Annotated in this window: 15 protein-coding genes and 1 pseudogene; 6 read left to right on the forward strand and 10 right to left on the reverse strand. The window is 66.4% G+C overall.

Translation table 11 applies throughout. From position 1 onward, the window contains the following. The 6 genes and pseudogenes from J4573_RS44350 to J4573_RS44375 all read right to left on the reverse strand — a co-directional run. Positions 1-885: pseudogene (locus J4573_RS44350) on the reverse strand (hypothetical protein); the annotation flags it as partial. A gap of 326 nt (positions 886-1,211) precedes the next feature. Next, positions 1,212-1,661, reverse strand: a complete 450-nt coding sequence (locus J4573_RS44355) for a hypothetical protein (protein WP_208262397.1) — start codon at positions 1,659-1,661, stop codon at positions 1,212-1,214. A 642-nt stretch (positions 1,662-2,303) separates the two neighbouring features. Further along, positions 2,304-2,828 carry an ATP-binding protein gene (locus tag J4573_RS44360; protein ID WP_208262398.1) on the reverse strand — a complete coding sequence of 175 codons (525 nt, stop codon included), beginning with the start codon at positions 2,826-2,828 and terminating at the stop codon, positions 2,304-2,306. Between the two features lie 101 nt (positions 2,829-2,929). Further along, positions 2,930-3,280 carry a helix-turn-helix domain-containing protein gene (locus J4573_RS44365; RefSeq protein ID WP_208262399.1) on the reverse strand — a complete coding sequence of 117 codons (351 nt, stop codon included), beginning with the start codon at positions 3,278-3,280 and terminating at the stop codon, positions 2,930-2,932. A 7-nt stretch (positions 3,281-3,287) separates the two neighbouring features. Continuing rightward, positions 3,288-3,839: a hypothetical protein gene (locus J4573_RS44370; protein WP_208262400.1), complete on the reverse strand. Its 552-nt coding sequence runs from the start codon at positions 3,837-3,839 to the stop codon at positions 3,288-3,290. Between the two features lie 427 nt (positions 3,840-4,266). Then, complete coding sequence (locus J4573_RS44375; protein WP_208262401.1) at positions 4,267-4,716, reverse strand: ATP-binding protein; 450 nt, start codon at positions 4,714-4,716, stop codon at positions 4,267-4,269. Positions 4,717-4,994: 278 nt separating this feature from the next. Here J4573_RS44375 and J4573_RS44380 point away from each other — a divergent pair, with 278 nt between their 5' ends. Continuing rightward, positions 4,995-5,849, forward strand: coding sequence for a helix-turn-helix domain-containing protein (locus tag J4573_RS44380; protein ID WP_307797419.1), 855 nt, complete (start codon positions 4,995-4,997; stop codon positions 5,847-5,849). A 30-nt stretch (positions 5,850-5,879) separates the two neighbouring features. Beyond that, a complete protein-coding gene (locus J4573_RS44385; protein WP_208262402.1) occupies positions 5,880-6,083 on the forward strand; it encodes a DUF397 domain-containing protein in 204 nt (67 codons plus the stop codon). A gap of 128 nt (positions 6,084-6,211) precedes the next feature. On the opposite strand, the gene J4573_RS44390 is transcribed toward J4573_RS44385, so the two are convergent. Both J4573_RS44390 and J4573_RS44395 read right to left on the reverse strand, forming a co-directional pair. After that, the gene (locus tag J4573_RS44390) at positions 6,212-7,408 is read right to left on the reverse strand and encodes a helix-turn-helix domain-containing protein (RefSeq protein WP_208262403.1); all 1,197 of its coding nucleotides are present in this window, start codon (positions 7,406-7,408) and stop codon (positions 6,212-6,214) included. A gap of 3 nt (positions 7,409-7,411) precedes the next feature. Next, a complete protein-coding gene (locus J4573_RS44395; RefSeq protein WP_208262404.1) occupies positions 7,412-7,828 on the reverse strand; it encodes an NUDIX domain-containing protein in 417 nt (138 codons plus the stop codon). 139 nt (positions 7,829-7,967) lie between these two features. On the opposite strand from J4573_RS44395, the gene J4573_RS44400 reads away from it, so the two are divergent. The 4 genes from J4573_RS44400 to J4573_RS44415 all read left to right on the forward strand — a co-directional run bounded on the left by J4573_RS44400 (position 7,968) and on the right by J4573_RS44415 (position 10,512). Beyond that, positions 7,968-8,804, forward strand: coding sequence for a TauD/TfdA family dioxygenase (locus J4573_RS44400; RefSeq protein ID WP_208262405.1), 837 nt, complete (start codon positions 7,968-7,970; stop codon positions 8,802-8,804). A 423-nt stretch (positions 8,805-9,227) separates the two neighbouring features. Next, positions 9,228-9,428, forward strand: a complete 201-nt coding sequence (locus tag J4573_RS44405) for a hypothetical protein (protein ID WP_208262406.1) — start codon at positions 9,228-9,230, stop codon at positions 9,426-9,428. Positions 9,429-9,451: 23 nt separating this feature from the next. Then, positions 9,452-9,634, forward strand: coding sequence for a hypothetical protein (locus J4573_RS44410; protein WP_208262407.1), 183 nt, complete (start codon positions 9,452-9,454; stop codon positions 9,632-9,634). A 155-nt stretch (positions 9,635-9,789) separates the two neighbouring features. After that, positions 9,790-10,512, forward strand: coding sequence for an aKG-HExxH-type peptide beta-hydroxylase (locus tag J4573_RS44415; protein WP_208262408.1), 723 nt, complete (start codon positions 9,790-9,792; stop codon positions 10,510-10,512). Here J4573_RS44415 and J4573_RS44420 read toward each other — a convergent pair. Both J4573_RS44420 and J4573_RS56445 read right to left on the reverse strand, forming a co-directional pair. Then, positions 10,509-11,186 carry a pentapeptide repeat-containing protein gene (locus J4573_RS44420; RefSeq protein WP_208262409.1) on the reverse strand — a complete coding sequence of 226 codons (678 nt, stop codon included), beginning with the start codon at positions 11,184-11,186 and terminating at the stop codon, positions 10,509-10,511. The two genes, J4573_RS44415 and J4573_RS44420, sit on opposite strands and share 4 nt — an antisense overlap. A 140-nt stretch (positions 11,187-11,326) precedes the next feature. After that, a complete protein-coding gene (locus J4573_RS56445; protein ID WP_208262410.1) occupies positions 11,327-12,715 on the reverse strand; it encodes an AfsR/SARP family transcriptional regulator in 1,389 nt (462 codons plus the stop codon). Positions 12,716-13,691: the final 976 nt, after the last annotated feature.

The raw sequence follows: 13,691 nt of genomic DNA on the forward strand, positions 1-13,691 counted from the left end.
GCGCAAAGGGCGCGGCGCGGCGCGGCCCGTACGCGACGCGGCACCGTTTCCGGCGGGGCGGGGCTTGCCGGGCCGTGCGGGCGCGGCACCGGTGGCCTGGGCTACGCCGCGCGTCGCGGCGAACACGCGCTCCAACCCGGCGGCGGTCGCCGTGTCGTCTTCGGCGACCACCGCCGCGTAGGTGGTGGTGACTGACGCGAGGAGATCGGTCAGCGCCCGGCGGGTCGCTTCGGTGCGCTGCGCGGACGCCAGCTCAGCGTCGATCTTCGCGCGGCGTGCCTCTTCCTCGGCCAACCGGGCCTTGATCTCAGCCTCCGCGATCGCGCGGCGTTCGGCCTCTTCGGTCATGACCCGCATGGCGTCCGCGAGCGTGTCCGCGTCCACCACCGGCGCCACCGGCTCCTCGTCGGCATCGTCGTCAGTGCTGTCGTCCGCGTCGGTGGTGTCGGCCGGGGCGTCGCCGGTGGGCTCGGCTACCGGGTCCGCGTCCGCGTCGTCCGAGGCCGTGTCGGCGGCCGGGTCCTGGCCGTGGTTGGTCGCGGGCGCCTCATCAGTCCCCGCGTCCGTGTCGGTGGCGGGGTCGGTGGAGGCGGGGGTCCACGTGTCGGGCTTGGTGCGCCCGTTGCGGCCCTTCTCACCCGACGCTGACACCGCGTGCCCGGACTCGGCGAACGCGGCGAGTTCGTCGCGGGCGTCCGCCGCTTTCACGCCCGCCGCCTTGGCGATCACCGCGACGGTTGCACCCGGGTTGGTGGTCAGCGCGTCCCACACCGCGCCGGACGGGACGGCCGGGGTAGCGGTCGTGTCGGGTGCGGCCGGGCCAGTAGCGGGGACGTCAGCCGGGTTGGCGGGGGTGGTGGTGGCGGGGGTGGTGTTCGCGGCCATTTCATGACTCCTATTTCCGGGGCGCCGGGACCATTTCCCGTCCGCCGTATTTCGTTCGTTCCACCACCACAATTTCTCGATGAACGCCCAACCTCAAGTCCACCCGCCCATTTTCCATAACGCCAAAACGGCTGGAGAGGCTTACCTCACAAACACCACCCCGCCACACCAATCAACGACACCCCGCCGAACCGCTCGACTTCCGGGATTCGATGAGCTTTCGGGGCGAAAAGAGAAAACGCACGCCGCATCAAATGCGGCGCGCGTTTCGGGACGCGTTCACTGGGCGGGGGCCGACCGTGTCGGGCCCCCGCGATGTGGGCGGGTTACCACGGGTACATTCCGGCCTCGGCGGCGGCTTCGTCGGTCATCCACAGGAAGCGGACTCGGGCGATCACCCCGGGGGTGTCGATGTCTTCGGCGGCGTCGACGATGGCGTGCCATCCATGGCCGGGGATGTTGATGGTCCGGTCCATGACGTCGGTCAACGCGCTGAGTCGTTCCTCGGTGATCTCGTCGGCCCCGTGCACGTCCGGGGCCACCGGCTCAGGGTCACCCTCGAACCGGATCACTTCGGCGGTCTTGTCGAAGTTGTATGCGGCGACCAGCCCGGCCTCGGCGTCGTCCGCGCTGATCTCGGCGCGGTGCGCGTCCCACCGGAACGCGTAGTCAGCGGGGACGAGTGCGCACCCGGCCGCGTCCAACACCGTCACGGCCGGGTCGGCCGCGACGTTCATGACGGGGGCGGTGGTGGCGGGGGTGGTGTTCGCGGCCATTTCGATCTCCCTATATCGCGACCCGGCGGATTTTCTTTTCCGCCCGTGTTTTTCTTATGTATTAATTGTCACTCCGTCACGGGGCGTAATCAAGCAATTGGCCGTGGACTTTACCAACCGTGAGGGCTGAACCGTCTTACCTTCACAACCGCCGCACGTAAAAGACCATGGAAAGACCCGGGGCGGGCACCGGGACTTTCCGAAGAAAGATCCGGTGCGGACGGCCGGGAGAGCCACGGCGGGCATGCACCAGCTCGGGCCTCGCCGCCAAAGCCGGCGAGGCGGCCTGGAGAGAGGGATGAGAGGACAAGAAGGGAGGACAAGACTTGAGAAGAAGGGCATTGGACGAGGACGTCCACACTCGACACACACATTGGAGTCACCTGTACAGGTGAGTCGGGCCCACCAGGAGCACACCTTGCACGCACCCCACCTGCAGGAACACCCCACTACCGGTCTTCTCCTCATAAGCAGGAGACCAACAAGGAGACCAAGAAGAAGACCCACAAGGAGACCGAGAAGGACCCGGGGCCTGGGGTGGAGACGAGGAAGGCCCTGCCCGTCGTCCGCTAGGAACGTGCGGGCAGGGCCTCTATCCTGGCCCTGAGGGGCCAGCCTGTTAACGGCAGGCTGGGCCCTCCTTTATGAGGCCAGGGCGACCGCTAGTCCGTCGCGCGTGGCCTGGTTCTGGGTGATGCTGAGGTCGGCCCAGACGGTGTGTCCGTAGGCGGGGTTGCCGTGGATGCCCAGGGCGATGGCCATGTTCTGGACGCCGCGCAGGCCGTGCCCGTGGTCCCGGATCTCGCCCTCGGGAGGTGCGGGCATAACCCCGGGGACTTGGCTGCCGCCTTGATCGGTGACGGCGATATAGGCCAGATCGGCGTAGGTGAGGTCGACGCCGAACCAGCCGCCGTGTTCTCCTGACCGGGTGTGCCGCAGCGCGTTGGTGACCAGCTCGGTGACGATGAAGGCCACCTGGTCCTCGTGCCCGGACCCGGTGAACAGGTAGACGGCGAAGTCGCGCGCGACCTTCACCTGGTCCAGACGTCCGGGGTAGGCGCGGCGCCAGGTCATCTTGCCGCCCTGCAGCCATTCGACCGCCGAGCCGTACCCGATCTTGCCTCGCTGGATGTGCTGCTGGTCGGGTTGCTGGTTGTGCTGTTGCATGTGCTGCGTTCCTCCTTGATGTTGCCGTTCGCGGACGGAGCGTCCCGCCCGTGGGGCGCGGGCGGGTGGGCGGGTATCACCGCTCGACTCGGGAGTGAAGGTCAAGGCCCGCCGGCCCCGCGGACCTCACCCCCACTTGAACCCGGCTGGCCTGCCCCGGCCTCGGGTCCGCTGCGGGACGAAGGGCGAGGAACCTGGTACCGGTACGCGGGCCGCGTGCGGTTCTGGGCGAAGCCCCGGGTCACCCTGGCGTGGGCGGGATTGAAGTAAGCCGTCGACGCGCCATCGAGACGCTCTACGGCCCCCTCGTCGACCAAGAGGTTCAGGGCATGCCGAGTCTGGTCGGCCGAGTAGCCGATGGCACGGGCGAGGTCCCACAGGCGAACCGGCTGCGCCTGGCCCGCCAAGAAGTCGCTGATCTTGGCTTTGAGTTGCTCGCTGACGTACGGCACGACGGCGTCACCTCCCCGGCGTGTGTGCCTGTGTGCGGAGGACGTGAGAGTGATGATGGCCGCCGGGCGGCTGGAGGTTGAAGCCCGCCTTGCGCAGCGCGCCCTCGATCACCTGGAGATTCCCCAGGCCGATGCCGTCGAGCTCCTCCAGCTCCCCGGTCAGGGCCAACGCGTGCACGTCACCGGCCGTGGAAGACGTGTCCAGCCTCGAGTTCCGCCGGGTCAGCGCGTTGTAGGTGCGCACCGGCAGATGCAGGCAACTGATCGGGCACTCGGGAAGAACCGGCTCGCCAAGCCCGGCCCTGTCAGCAGCCTGCTCCTGCTCGCACCGCAACCGCGCCACCTCGGCCCGCGCGGCGGCCACCGCCTCCAGTACCGTCCCCCGCAAGAACCTGCCCGCCAAGGACGCGAGAATCGCCTCCTCCACGACCCGGTCCACGACCTCGACCGGAAACCACCCCCTAGGAGACCCCTTCACCAGCTCGGCCAATGGCGCACCTCCCTGTTCGGTCACCCGTTCCGGCGGGTCACCCTGCACCGGCGAGTCCGCGTTCGTCATCGCTGTACCTCGCTTCCTCGGCCAGACAGCCCCACCACTGGCCGGGCAAGCCGTCTGGCGTTTGTCGTGTGGTTGCTTGGGCCGTAGTTCGCCTCCACGGCCCGCTTGCCGCCGCCGGGCCCGCATGGAACGGATCGCGACGCGGCGGCTATTGGTGCGTACCTCGCCCCGAGAGGGCAAGGTCCGCCGGCACCGCGGACCTCGGGTTCAACTCGAGGTGGGAAGGGTCTGGCGCGGGCTCCGGGGAGTCATGGGCATGGGCTCAACCCGGAGCCCGCTCGCTCGCGCGCGGGAACGAGTCCGGCGTCCGCGCGCGAGCGGGTCGAGTGGAGGTCCCCTTCCGCAATAGCCTTGATGTCCAGCGGGATCGTGCGGCGGTGATCCCGGCTCAGAGCAGGCACCCTGGCTGACCTCCCGCCGGGCGGGTCTACTTCAGCAAGGCCCAGACGCACTTGCGGATTACTCCGGGCTCCCCGGGGAACTCCGCGAGCCGATGGCCCCAATGCGCGGCGAGCGTTTGCACGTTCGCCAGGCCCCAGCCCCCCAGGTCGGATTCGTCCATGTCCATGAGGGCTTCGATGGGGGGCGGGTCCAGGCGCGGTGCGGTCCAGATCGCGGTGTCCCACACCTCGACCAACGGCCGACCCCGGTTCCCCCACACCGCGAATATGACCCGCCCTTGCGTCTGCGCGGTGACCGCGTTGGTAACCAACTCAGAGCTGATGACCATCGCATCCGACACCAAGTCGGGGTGCCCTAGAGCCTGCAGGGCGCGGGCTACGCCAGCCCGTGCCCTGCTCACCTCCGAGAAACTCAGCGTCAGGTTGAGACGCAGGTAAGGCTTCCGGCCAGTACCGGGTTCGGCATCGACCATCATCTTGATCCCCTGAAGCGGTGGCGGGTGGCGGGGGCGCGTGATTTGGAGCGGTTGATGGTTGATCGGATCTCGCGTTGCGCCGCCGATTCCATGTCTCCGCTCCCTGGCTTGGCCTACAACGCGCCCGGAGAGGCCCCGAAACCTCCGAACACGTCGCGTCATGCGTCGTTAAGCTCAGAGTGTGCTGCGCCACAGACTGGATGACAAGAGACTTGTTTGAGAACCTCTCAAAAATCATGCTTCTCACTCTCGTGAAATCGCCCACGGAGGGCTGAACAGTGTCAAAGAACGTGACCTTCGCCGGGCGGCGCCTGGCTCGTGAGATGCGCCGGTTGCGGGACGAGGCAGGCAAGAGGCGTGAAGAATCGGCCGAAGCGGCGGGCATCGCGCCCGCAACGCTCAGCCGGATTGAGGCGGGCACTCACGCACCCAAGCCCGCCAACATCCTGGCTCTCTGCTTGTTCTACGGCCTGGAGGTTCAACAAGCGCAGGCTTATGCCGATCTCGCGCGACAGGCGAAGGAGCCGGGCTGGTGGCACCGCTACAGCGACGCCCTACCGAAGGGCTTTGATGTCTACGTTGCGATGGAGGCGACGGCGAGCGGGATGCGGGTGTACCGGCCGGACAGCATCGATGGCCTTCTGCAGACCGAGGCATACATGCGTGCACAGATGCTCGCCGAGCCGGAGTCCCCGACCGAGGAGCAGGTCGAGCAACGTACCGCGGTCCGACTCAAGCGACAGGAACGATGGTTGAGCGGCGAGGGCAGCCCTCAGTTGTGGGTGATCCAGAACGAGGCTGGCCTGCATCGCATGGTCGGTGGTCCAGATGTCATGAAGGAGCAGCTCCGCCGGCTGCACGAGTTGTCCCGCCTCAGTAACGTCACGCTGCAGGTGCTTCCGTTCACCAGCGGGGCACACCCAGCCAGTCATGGGGGCTTCCACCTGCTGGATTTCCCGGATGCCGGTGACCCTGACATTGCGTACATCGAGTACCGTTTGGGCAGCCTCATCATGGAGGAACCGCACGAGGTCGCCGCATATGCAATGATCTTCAACTTGCTTCGAGCTGACGCCCTTGGCCCCGATGATGCTCGGGACATGTTCGAGGCACTCGCAGCCCGACTCAAATGATCTTTGATCTAGGAAGAAGCGGTATCCACGATGGATGCTCAGCAGGACCTGCTGCGTTGGCGCAAGGCCAGGCGCAGCGAGGGCAACGGAGGCGCCTGCGTTGAGGTCGCCTCCCGGAAGGGCACGATCGTCCGCGACAGCAAAGATCCAGACGGCCCCCGCCTGAACTTCTCGCGAGCTTCATGGCGTGCGTTCCATGAGGCCGTGATCGCGGGGGAACTCGACCTCCCCTGACCTAGTACCTGATCTGCCGGATTCCCGGCCCACCGTAGCTAGAAGGCGCTCGCGTGAGAAGGCACCGCGATGAACATCTAGCTTCATGGCAAGTTCTCACTTGTTGGGTTATCACGCAGTGGCGGCAGTCAGGCCGCCATCTCTCGTCGGAGCTGGTTAAGAGCCTGCGCGGCGTTGATTTTGATCTCCGGCAGATGATCGCCAGCCGTACGCATGACTCGTTGCAGCTGATGCGGGAGGCGTTGCGTGGCAGCCTCGCGAACCGCAGCCTCCAGGGACTCGTGGGCGCCGCTCGGGTCACCGGCGAGAAGCCGCACGTTGGCGACCGTCACCAGTTCGATGACGCGCCATTGCGGAGCCACCGTAGTGGTCGGTGCCGGAGAGCGATCAACGAGGTCAATTGCAGCGTTCGTACGCCCTGTAGCCAGTAGCCCGCGAAGGCGGATCTCATGCAGGGCATAGGGATTGAACAGCGACGTGTGCTCGACCTGATCGAGCATGGCGTCGGCTTCCTTCACGGTGGTGTCGAAGAGGTGGCCGTCTCCGAGCGCGCCCGCGGCCCGTGCCAGGAGGGGAAGCGCCGCAGCGCGGGCGTCCCGATCGGGGGCTAGGGCGAGTGCGTGTTGGAGGCGGCTAACCGCAGCACCCAGCAGACGGGCTTTCCGTAGCTCGTTCCCGTGCATCCGTAGGGCGTAGGAGGAGAATCCCGAGTCTTCGAAGTACAGCGCGATGTCCAGGCTTCTTGCGGTCCAGCGCGCTGCGGTTCCCAGACGTTCCTCCGGCAGGATGTTGCCGAGGGCGACACCGACACCAGCACGTGCGCGCGCCAGCAACTGCAGGAGCTCTCGCTCACTGTGCCCGTCTTCGACCCGGGCTTCCAGCCGTGCGACCAGGGGCCAGAGCTCTGAGACGGCCTCGGAGGCATGCCCCGATTGGCGGGCGATCTCGGCGAGACGAACAGTCGATTCGCCGAACTGCAGCATGGCGCGGTGATCTGAATCAACAGAGTCCGTAACGCCGAGGACGTGCGGAGGCAGGCAGAGTTGGCCGGCGATCCGGCGCCGTGAGCCAACGTCGTCCAGCGTCCGCTTCCCGCGTTCGAGAAGTGAGATGTAGGTCTTGTCGTAGCCGAGGAGCTGCCCCAACGTGGTCTGGTTGATTCCGTGGACGGCGCGGTGGAAGCGCAGAATCCTGCCGAGATCGCCAGAGGCCAGAATCTCTTGAGCCTGCGGAGTGGCCCAATGCCAGAGCGCATGGCGCGTGACCGTCGGTCCGGTACTGCGTGATGGTTTGCGCTCGTCCCGACCTTCGGCGCCGCCTGCCATGGGTTACATCCGTCCGAACCAGGTGGCGATCGACTGCTTGTAGCCGTCGGGCATACGGAGACCGGGTACCTCGCCGGGGCCGAACAGGCCGAGCTCCTTGTGCTCATGGCTCACCACCGGCACGACGTCCGGTGTCAACACGGTGCATCCGTAGGTGACGATCAACACGCGTCGTTCTGGGAGCGTCTCGGGCAGCGGCTGGTAGATCCAGACGTCCAGGAGCGGACCGGCCTTGACGCTCCAGCCGGTTTCCTCTTCGAGCTCCCGTTCTACGGCCGCCTCCGGGCTGACGTCAGTCGACTCAAGTCGTCCGCCGGGCAGCTCCCACTCCTCGCGTTCGTTCTTCAGCAGCACCACGCGGCCATCAGAACCGACAACGACACCTTTGACGGACACGGGCCAGGTCGGAGGCGCACTCATGTCCCGGAACGTAACACGCACTAGTCCCCACCCACCGGGGCCAGGCGAGATAACCGGGTCGACAATCTGTCGCTTTACTGCGCCCCTGCACCACCCGAACAGTGAATCGAACCGCGGTCCGCAGAACAGGAGCCAGCCAGTGCGAACCACCACCCAGGCCCCGGACGACGTGCTCGCCCCCTATCCAGTTGAAGCGATCACGCCACGGGTCATCGCTCAGCGTTTGCGCGAGTCAGGGCTGATCGTCGTGGATGGACTGACCCGCCGTTCGGACGTTCGACAGCTGGCACTGCTCTTCATGAACCTGTATGCCCACCGTGACAGTGACCCGGATGGCATCACCACGATCCGAAACAACGGCAGCACCGAGAACAGGCCCGGCTTCGAAGGCTTTGCCAGTGGCCCACTCGCCCCGCACACCGAGCGATCTGGCATCCCCACTCCGCCACGCTTGATGTTCATGGCATGCGCCAGACCGGCCGATCGAGGCGGCGAATGCCTATTGACCGATGGCCGTGAGCTCTACAACAACCTGTGGACACACCGGCCTGAGGCTGCCGTCGCTCTGTCCGAACCACGGACCGCGTTCTATGGGATGGGCGATGGCGCTGGAGGCGGTCACGCTGCCCAGGTATTCACCCGTCTGCCTGGCGGACGTATCGCGGTGAGACTTCGCCTAGACGCCCTGGCCCGCTGGAGCCCCATGGTTGAGCCCTATCTGCGAGATCTGCGTGCCGCGGCCCTCCAAGACCAGGTCACCCTCCCTCTAGCGGCCGGCCAGGCTTACATCCTGGACAACACTCGCTGGCTTCACGCTCGCGGAGCCTTCTCTGGGGATCGCCGGTTCTGGCGTGTCTTGGGAGATCCGAGGTTCCCGCTTCCAACCGGCTTCCTTCCCATCAACCGCACAACCACCACCGCGGCAGAGGTCGCCCGGACCGCCGGTCTCCCAACGGGCGAGGAAGGCATCGTCTGAGATGGGTCCCGGCCTCTCCCACCAAGAAGACCTGCCCCGACGCGGGACAATCGCCGCCGCCGAGCTGGCGCTGCGCCCACGAGCCGCTCTGCTTGCGCTGGCTAACGAACTGCACGCTCTCGGGATCTCCTCAAGGCTCGCTGACGACAACGCGGCGATGCTGCGCTGCTGGGACTCCCAGCGACAGGGCGGGCAGATCGCAGTCACCTGCACGCAAGGGCCCGGCACACAGCTCAATTTCCAGCTCCATCCCACCGGTGACGAGCTCGGTAACGACGAAGAGCCTCATCAACCTAACCAGACGGCAGAAGTGGCGTGGGCGATCGCGAGTGTGATCAGAGGGAAAGGGGCGCCGACATGAGCCCACCGGAGACCAGCCAAGGCAGACCACCAAGCTGCCGGTCCCCCTAAGGAGGACCACAGGTGAATCTCGCGCTCTTTTTCGGTGTCGTCGCGGTCTTCGTCGCGGGCTATCAGGTGGCGGTGCTCCGCCGGACCAGAGCCGACATCAGGGATGTGCACAGCAAGCTGACCAGCCTGAAAGCCAAGAGATGGAGCGACCTGAAAGGGGTGATCTATGCCCTGCTGACCCTTGTACTTCTGTATCTCCTGTCACGGACATAGCCCTCAAGACCAAGGAGAAGCCAATGGCGAACATCCTCAACGAGACCCGCCCCAACATCGCCGACACCGCCGCACTGGACTCGCTCGCCGACAACGTCCTGGCCCGTGTGGCGCTGACCGCCGAGGACCAGTGCGCGAGCGCCCAGCAGAACCTGGCGGAGTTCACGGCCGCCGACAACGTCTCGATGATGGGCGGCTGGACCTGACCCCGGCGCCGGCCTAGATGAAGGAGGCATCCCTCATGCATTTCCTCAACGTCCCGCACTCAGTGGAATCCGTGGGGAGGCTGGTCCACGCATCGGGGGATGCCTTCCCCGCCGTACCCAGCCTCGGCAGTGCCTACCGGGCCACTCTGGCGCAGATGCGCCCGATCACCCCGCCGCTCAATGGCGTCTGTATCAGCGACGAGGGCGACGCCTGGGGCACCTATCTAGTCGACCACCACGTATTCGAGAACATCTTCGTCGGCCTGCAAGCCTCAGGGCCCCTTCGCCTCAAGGCCTGGTCAGCTCAGGTCGAGCTCGCCATGGCCTACACGCGCGAGAACTTCCCCGCACTGGGATACCTGTGTGATCTCCTGATCACCGACATCGTGCTGCTGCACTCCGCCTCCACCGGCGGCGGCTCGGCATCCCATCTCCCCGGCCTGGTAGCCATGAGCCCCGGACCCAACTGGGGCATGTACGACTTCGCCGAGACCATCGTCCACGAGATGACGCACCTCAACCTGTTCATCCTCGACATGGTGAACAGGCTCTACCGACTCCCTACGACCGAGCTCGCCGAGCACGAGAACCGCGTAGTGAGCGCGGTCAAAGTCGGCGAACTGCGCCCGTTCGACAAGGCGTTTCACTCCGCCGTCGTGGCGGTGCCGCTCATGTACATGCAGGACGCCCGTGGCGACTCTGCCCTCGTCGACGCCTTCGCCGAGTCACTCAACGACTGCTGCACGGGCCTTGAGGCCAAGCGCGACCTCTTCACTCCCTACGGCCAGACGCTCCTAGACGAGCTGGCGACGTTCGCCCGAACGTTGAACTTCGCCGCGGTCGAGAGCGGCCTCACCCGCGAGAGGCTCGCTGCCTAGTCTTCGATCGTGATCCCCAGCGCCGATGCCAGAGCGTGCAACAAGCTCATGGCGTCGGCGCTGGAGACTATTGCGCCGTCGAAGCTGGTGATGCCGCGCACGCCGTTGAGGTCGCATCCGGCGAACCGGACTGCGTTCATCGAGACGTTGCTGAACTGGGTGGCGACGAGCTTGCAGCGCTCGAAGCGGACGTTCTGGAGTTCGGCCTGCTGGAAGTTGGACTCGGCCAGATTGCAGTCCCGGAAGACAACGTCCTTCAGGTGCGTGAAACGGAAGCTGGCCAGGTCGATCCGGCATCCGTCAAACACCACGTCGCGCAGGCCGCCCTCGGGCATATGAAGCCCGGTCATCCGACAGTTGCTGACGGTCGCGTTGAAGATCCTCGAGCTGAACAGCCGCCCGTTCGCCAGGTCACAACCCTGGAAGACCACATCAGCGAAGCCAGCACGGTGAGCAGTGACTCCGGAGAAACGCGTCTGGTTGAACCGGCAGCGCTCAAACTCAATATCCTCGGCGCCGTCTCCCGTCACGGTCACCTGCCCGTACTCCAGCGACAGGTACTTACCGTCATGAGCGAGCTCAGTGTCAGCCTCGGTCGCCGCGGCGAGCGATTTTGGAAGCTTGGGCTCTTTGGGCGCCCTTGCGGGCGGGATGGTCGCCGAACGCGCGCGCATGACATCGACCCTACAAGTTGGACCGGTAGCCGACCGGGGAACGACCCAGCCCTTACGAGGTGGCATCACCGCGCTTTGGATGCGCGGTCCGCCCCCTGCCAAGGTCCTTGCGCCCGGCCGGCACCCGTTCAGGTGCATCATCAGCTATTGCTGGTCAGTCTCCGGTAGAGGTCCGCGGTGCGCCGGTCGGGCAGCCTCCTGCGGTCGCGAAGCGTTTCGGTGAGCCGTTCGTAGGTGTTGTGCACTGCGGTGATCCGGCCGAGGTCGGCGAGGATGCTCATGCGCTGGCGGCACAGGTGCTCTGCGGCGGGGTCGAGGCCCGCGGCGCGATCGAGATGCAGAAGCGTCTCATCGGGCGTGGTGGCCATGTCGGCAAGCTGGGTCAGAGCTTGAACGATGTCGCGATTGAGGTCGCGGGCATCGCTCCGAGCCCAGTCGTGCGGGACATTGGGCAGGTAGGGCCCGGTGTACAGATCGACTGCGGCGTTCAGAGCTGCCGCCTTCTGATCACTGCTGGCGGCGGCCAGGGCGAGCAGGTCGCGGAGCTGCCATACATCGCAGGTAAAAGCCTTCTGGACGAGGCTGTAGCCGTTTCCGCCGGTGTTACCGATCACGGTGATGCCCTGGTTGTGAGGCACGCCGAGAGCGCCGCACAGCTTGGTGCGGGTGGTCTTCAGCACGGTCTTGAATCGGTTCGGGGACGGTGCGGCACCGTCCCAGAGCATCTCCACGATGGTGTTCTCGGTGAGCAGCGTTGTCCGGTTGCGCGCCAGCAGAGCTAGCAGGGCCTGCATGTCGGGGGATTTGTGCACGCCGAACTGTCCACCAGGCCCTTCGACGGCTACCCGGCCGATAAGCCGAACAAGGCCCGGAGGCGCCTGAAGGTCGGTCACAACTGCCCTCGGCGGCATGGCCGTGGTCATGCCGTCTGGCGGAGTGGCCAACGTTGAAGTAGCGATGCCCGCGGCCTGGAGCACTTGGCGCGCGCGGCCTTCGTCCAGGAGGGTGACTTGAGTTCCGGTAAGACCGTGGGCACCCTGCCCGATGGCGTCGCTGATCAAGCCGCTTCCGTCGATGGCCAGAGTGGTGCCGTGTGGCCAGTCGCCCAGAACCACCGCGCCGACGCCAAACTCCGCGCCACGCTGCAGCTCATAGACAGCACGGGCAGGCTCAACGGCGGCGTCGAGAACACCGACGAGCGGTGTCTCGGCTGGCGGACCCGGTGCCTCTCCGGTGGCGTCGAGTTTGGTGTCCTGGCAACGGCCAACCTGCCCAACGACTTCGCCCCCAATGAAGTCCAGGACGCCGTTCGCGGTCGCAGCCAGATGAAGGTTCCCGACACCGGCATCGGCGATCTGTTCACCCAGACCCGCCCCGAACACCGCAGTGAGAGCGGCGCGGGTGGTCACCACCCGGCGCCTCCCGCGAATAGCCTCGGAAAGAAGATCCGCGATGACCACGCGCTGGAACTGCTCGCCCCCGGCGCCCACCACGCGCAGCCCGCCCGCCTGGCTCAAGTCAAGCTCCACCAGCACAGCGCCTTTGGACCCCACAGCGATCTTCGCCGGGTGGGCTCTAGAGGGTTGCAGTCTGGCCGGTTCGGTGACCGCCGTGGCAACCGCCGCATGTTCCTCGCGCCGACGTCGACGCCGCAAGCCCGTGATTCCGGTCAGTGCGAGGGCCGGACGGTGCCGCATCAAGACCCAGACGCCCAGGAGCGCAGCGAGCGAAGCTCCCGCCATTCCCCCCATCAGCCAGTGTGACGAGCCCTCAGGGGCGTACCCGGACCTCGACTCGGCCCGGGGTTTCGAGGAGAAGGGCACCTTGGCCGGCGGGACCGCAGAGGCAGGTGTAGCAGGACGCGACACTTCCGGCACGGCAGCGGATTGCTTGTCGGAGCGCTTTCCGCCAGACCCGCCGTGGTGCCGGGCTCCGGCCTGGCCGCTCTGTGAGATGGAGGCAGACGGCCGCCGTGTCCCGGTGCTCTGCGTGCCCGTGCGCGGCCTTCGTGTGGGCGAACGTACGTCGTGGGTTCCCGAGCGCTTGGGGGCGCTTTCCGGCTGGCGGACCGAGTTACGCAGAGCCTTGCCCATGTCGGGATTGCGGGTACCGAGCTGGCTCCCCAGGTTGGCGCACAGCTTGTCCTGGTTGAACATGTTGGCGGCTGCGCCCTTCAGGTCCACGCAGTCCCGTCGGTCCTCAGCTGCCTCGACCGGTCCACCGCCGAACAATGCCAGGCCCATCACCACCCCGAGGGGCACCGTGACCCGGGGAACCCACGAGCCGCCTCGATGCTCAATCCCGGTGGCCGTCCTCAACGCCGCAGCCATGCCGCCTCCCCGAGTGCATACCGTGACCAGCAGGCATGTAGCCCGGTCACGCAAGATCGCCACACCTTAAGGATCATCACGGTCCGTGAGCATGCGCCTACCCGACACGCCAAGGCCCAGAGTTACGGATCGGCAAGACCTGCCAGAGCGCGCCCGCAGGCTTGCCTGAGAAGGA

This window comes from Actinomadura barringtoniae (assembly GCF_017573505.1).
Lineage (GTDB): Bacteria > Actinomycetota > Actinomycetes > Streptosporangiales > Streptosporangiaceae > Spirillospora > Spirillospora barringtoniae.

Excerpts from the sequence above, each read along its gene's own strand:
- J4573_RS44415 (WP_208262408.1), top strand. The coding sequence starts at position 9,790 with ATGCGCCCGATCACCCCGCCGCTCAATGGCGTCTGTATCAGCGACGAG.
- J4573_RS44420 (WP_208262409.1), bottom strand. The coding sequence starts at position 11,186 with ATGCGCGCGCGTTCGGCGACCATCCCGCCCGCAAGGGCGCCCAAAGAG.
- J4573_RS44410 (WP_208262407.1), top strand. The coding sequence starts at position 9,452 with ATGGCGAACATCCTCAACGAGACCCGCCCCAACATCGCCGACACCGCC.
- J4573_RS44375 (WP_208262401.1), bottom strand. The coding sequence starts at position 4,716 with ATGATGGTCGATGCCGAACCCGGTACTGGCCGGAAGCCTTACCTGCGT.
- J4573_RS44385 (WP_208262402.1), top strand. The coding sequence starts at position 5,880 with ATGGATGCTCAGCAGGACCTGCTGCGTTGGCGCAAGGCCAGGCGCAGC.
- J4573_RS44360 (WP_208262398.1), bottom strand. The coding sequence starts at position 2,828 with ATGCAACAGCACAACCAGCAACCCGACCAGCAGCACATCCAGCGAGGC.
- J4573_RS44355 (WP_208262397.1), bottom strand. The coding sequence starts at position 1,661 with ATGGCCGCGAACACCACCCCCGCCACCACCGCCCCCGTCATGAACGTC.
- J4573_RS44395 (WP_208262404.1), bottom strand. The coding sequence starts at position 7,828 with ATGAGTGCGCCTCCGACCTGGCCCGTGTCCGTCAAAGGTGTCGTTGTC.
- J4573_RS44370 (WP_208262400.1), bottom strand. The coding sequence starts at position 3,839 with ATGACGAACGCGGACTCGCCGGTGCAGGGTGACCCGCCGGAACGGGTG.
- J4573_RS44390 (WP_208262403.1), bottom strand. The coding sequence starts at position 7,408 with ATGGCAGGCGGCGCCGAAGGTCGGGACGAGCGCAAACCATCACGCAGT.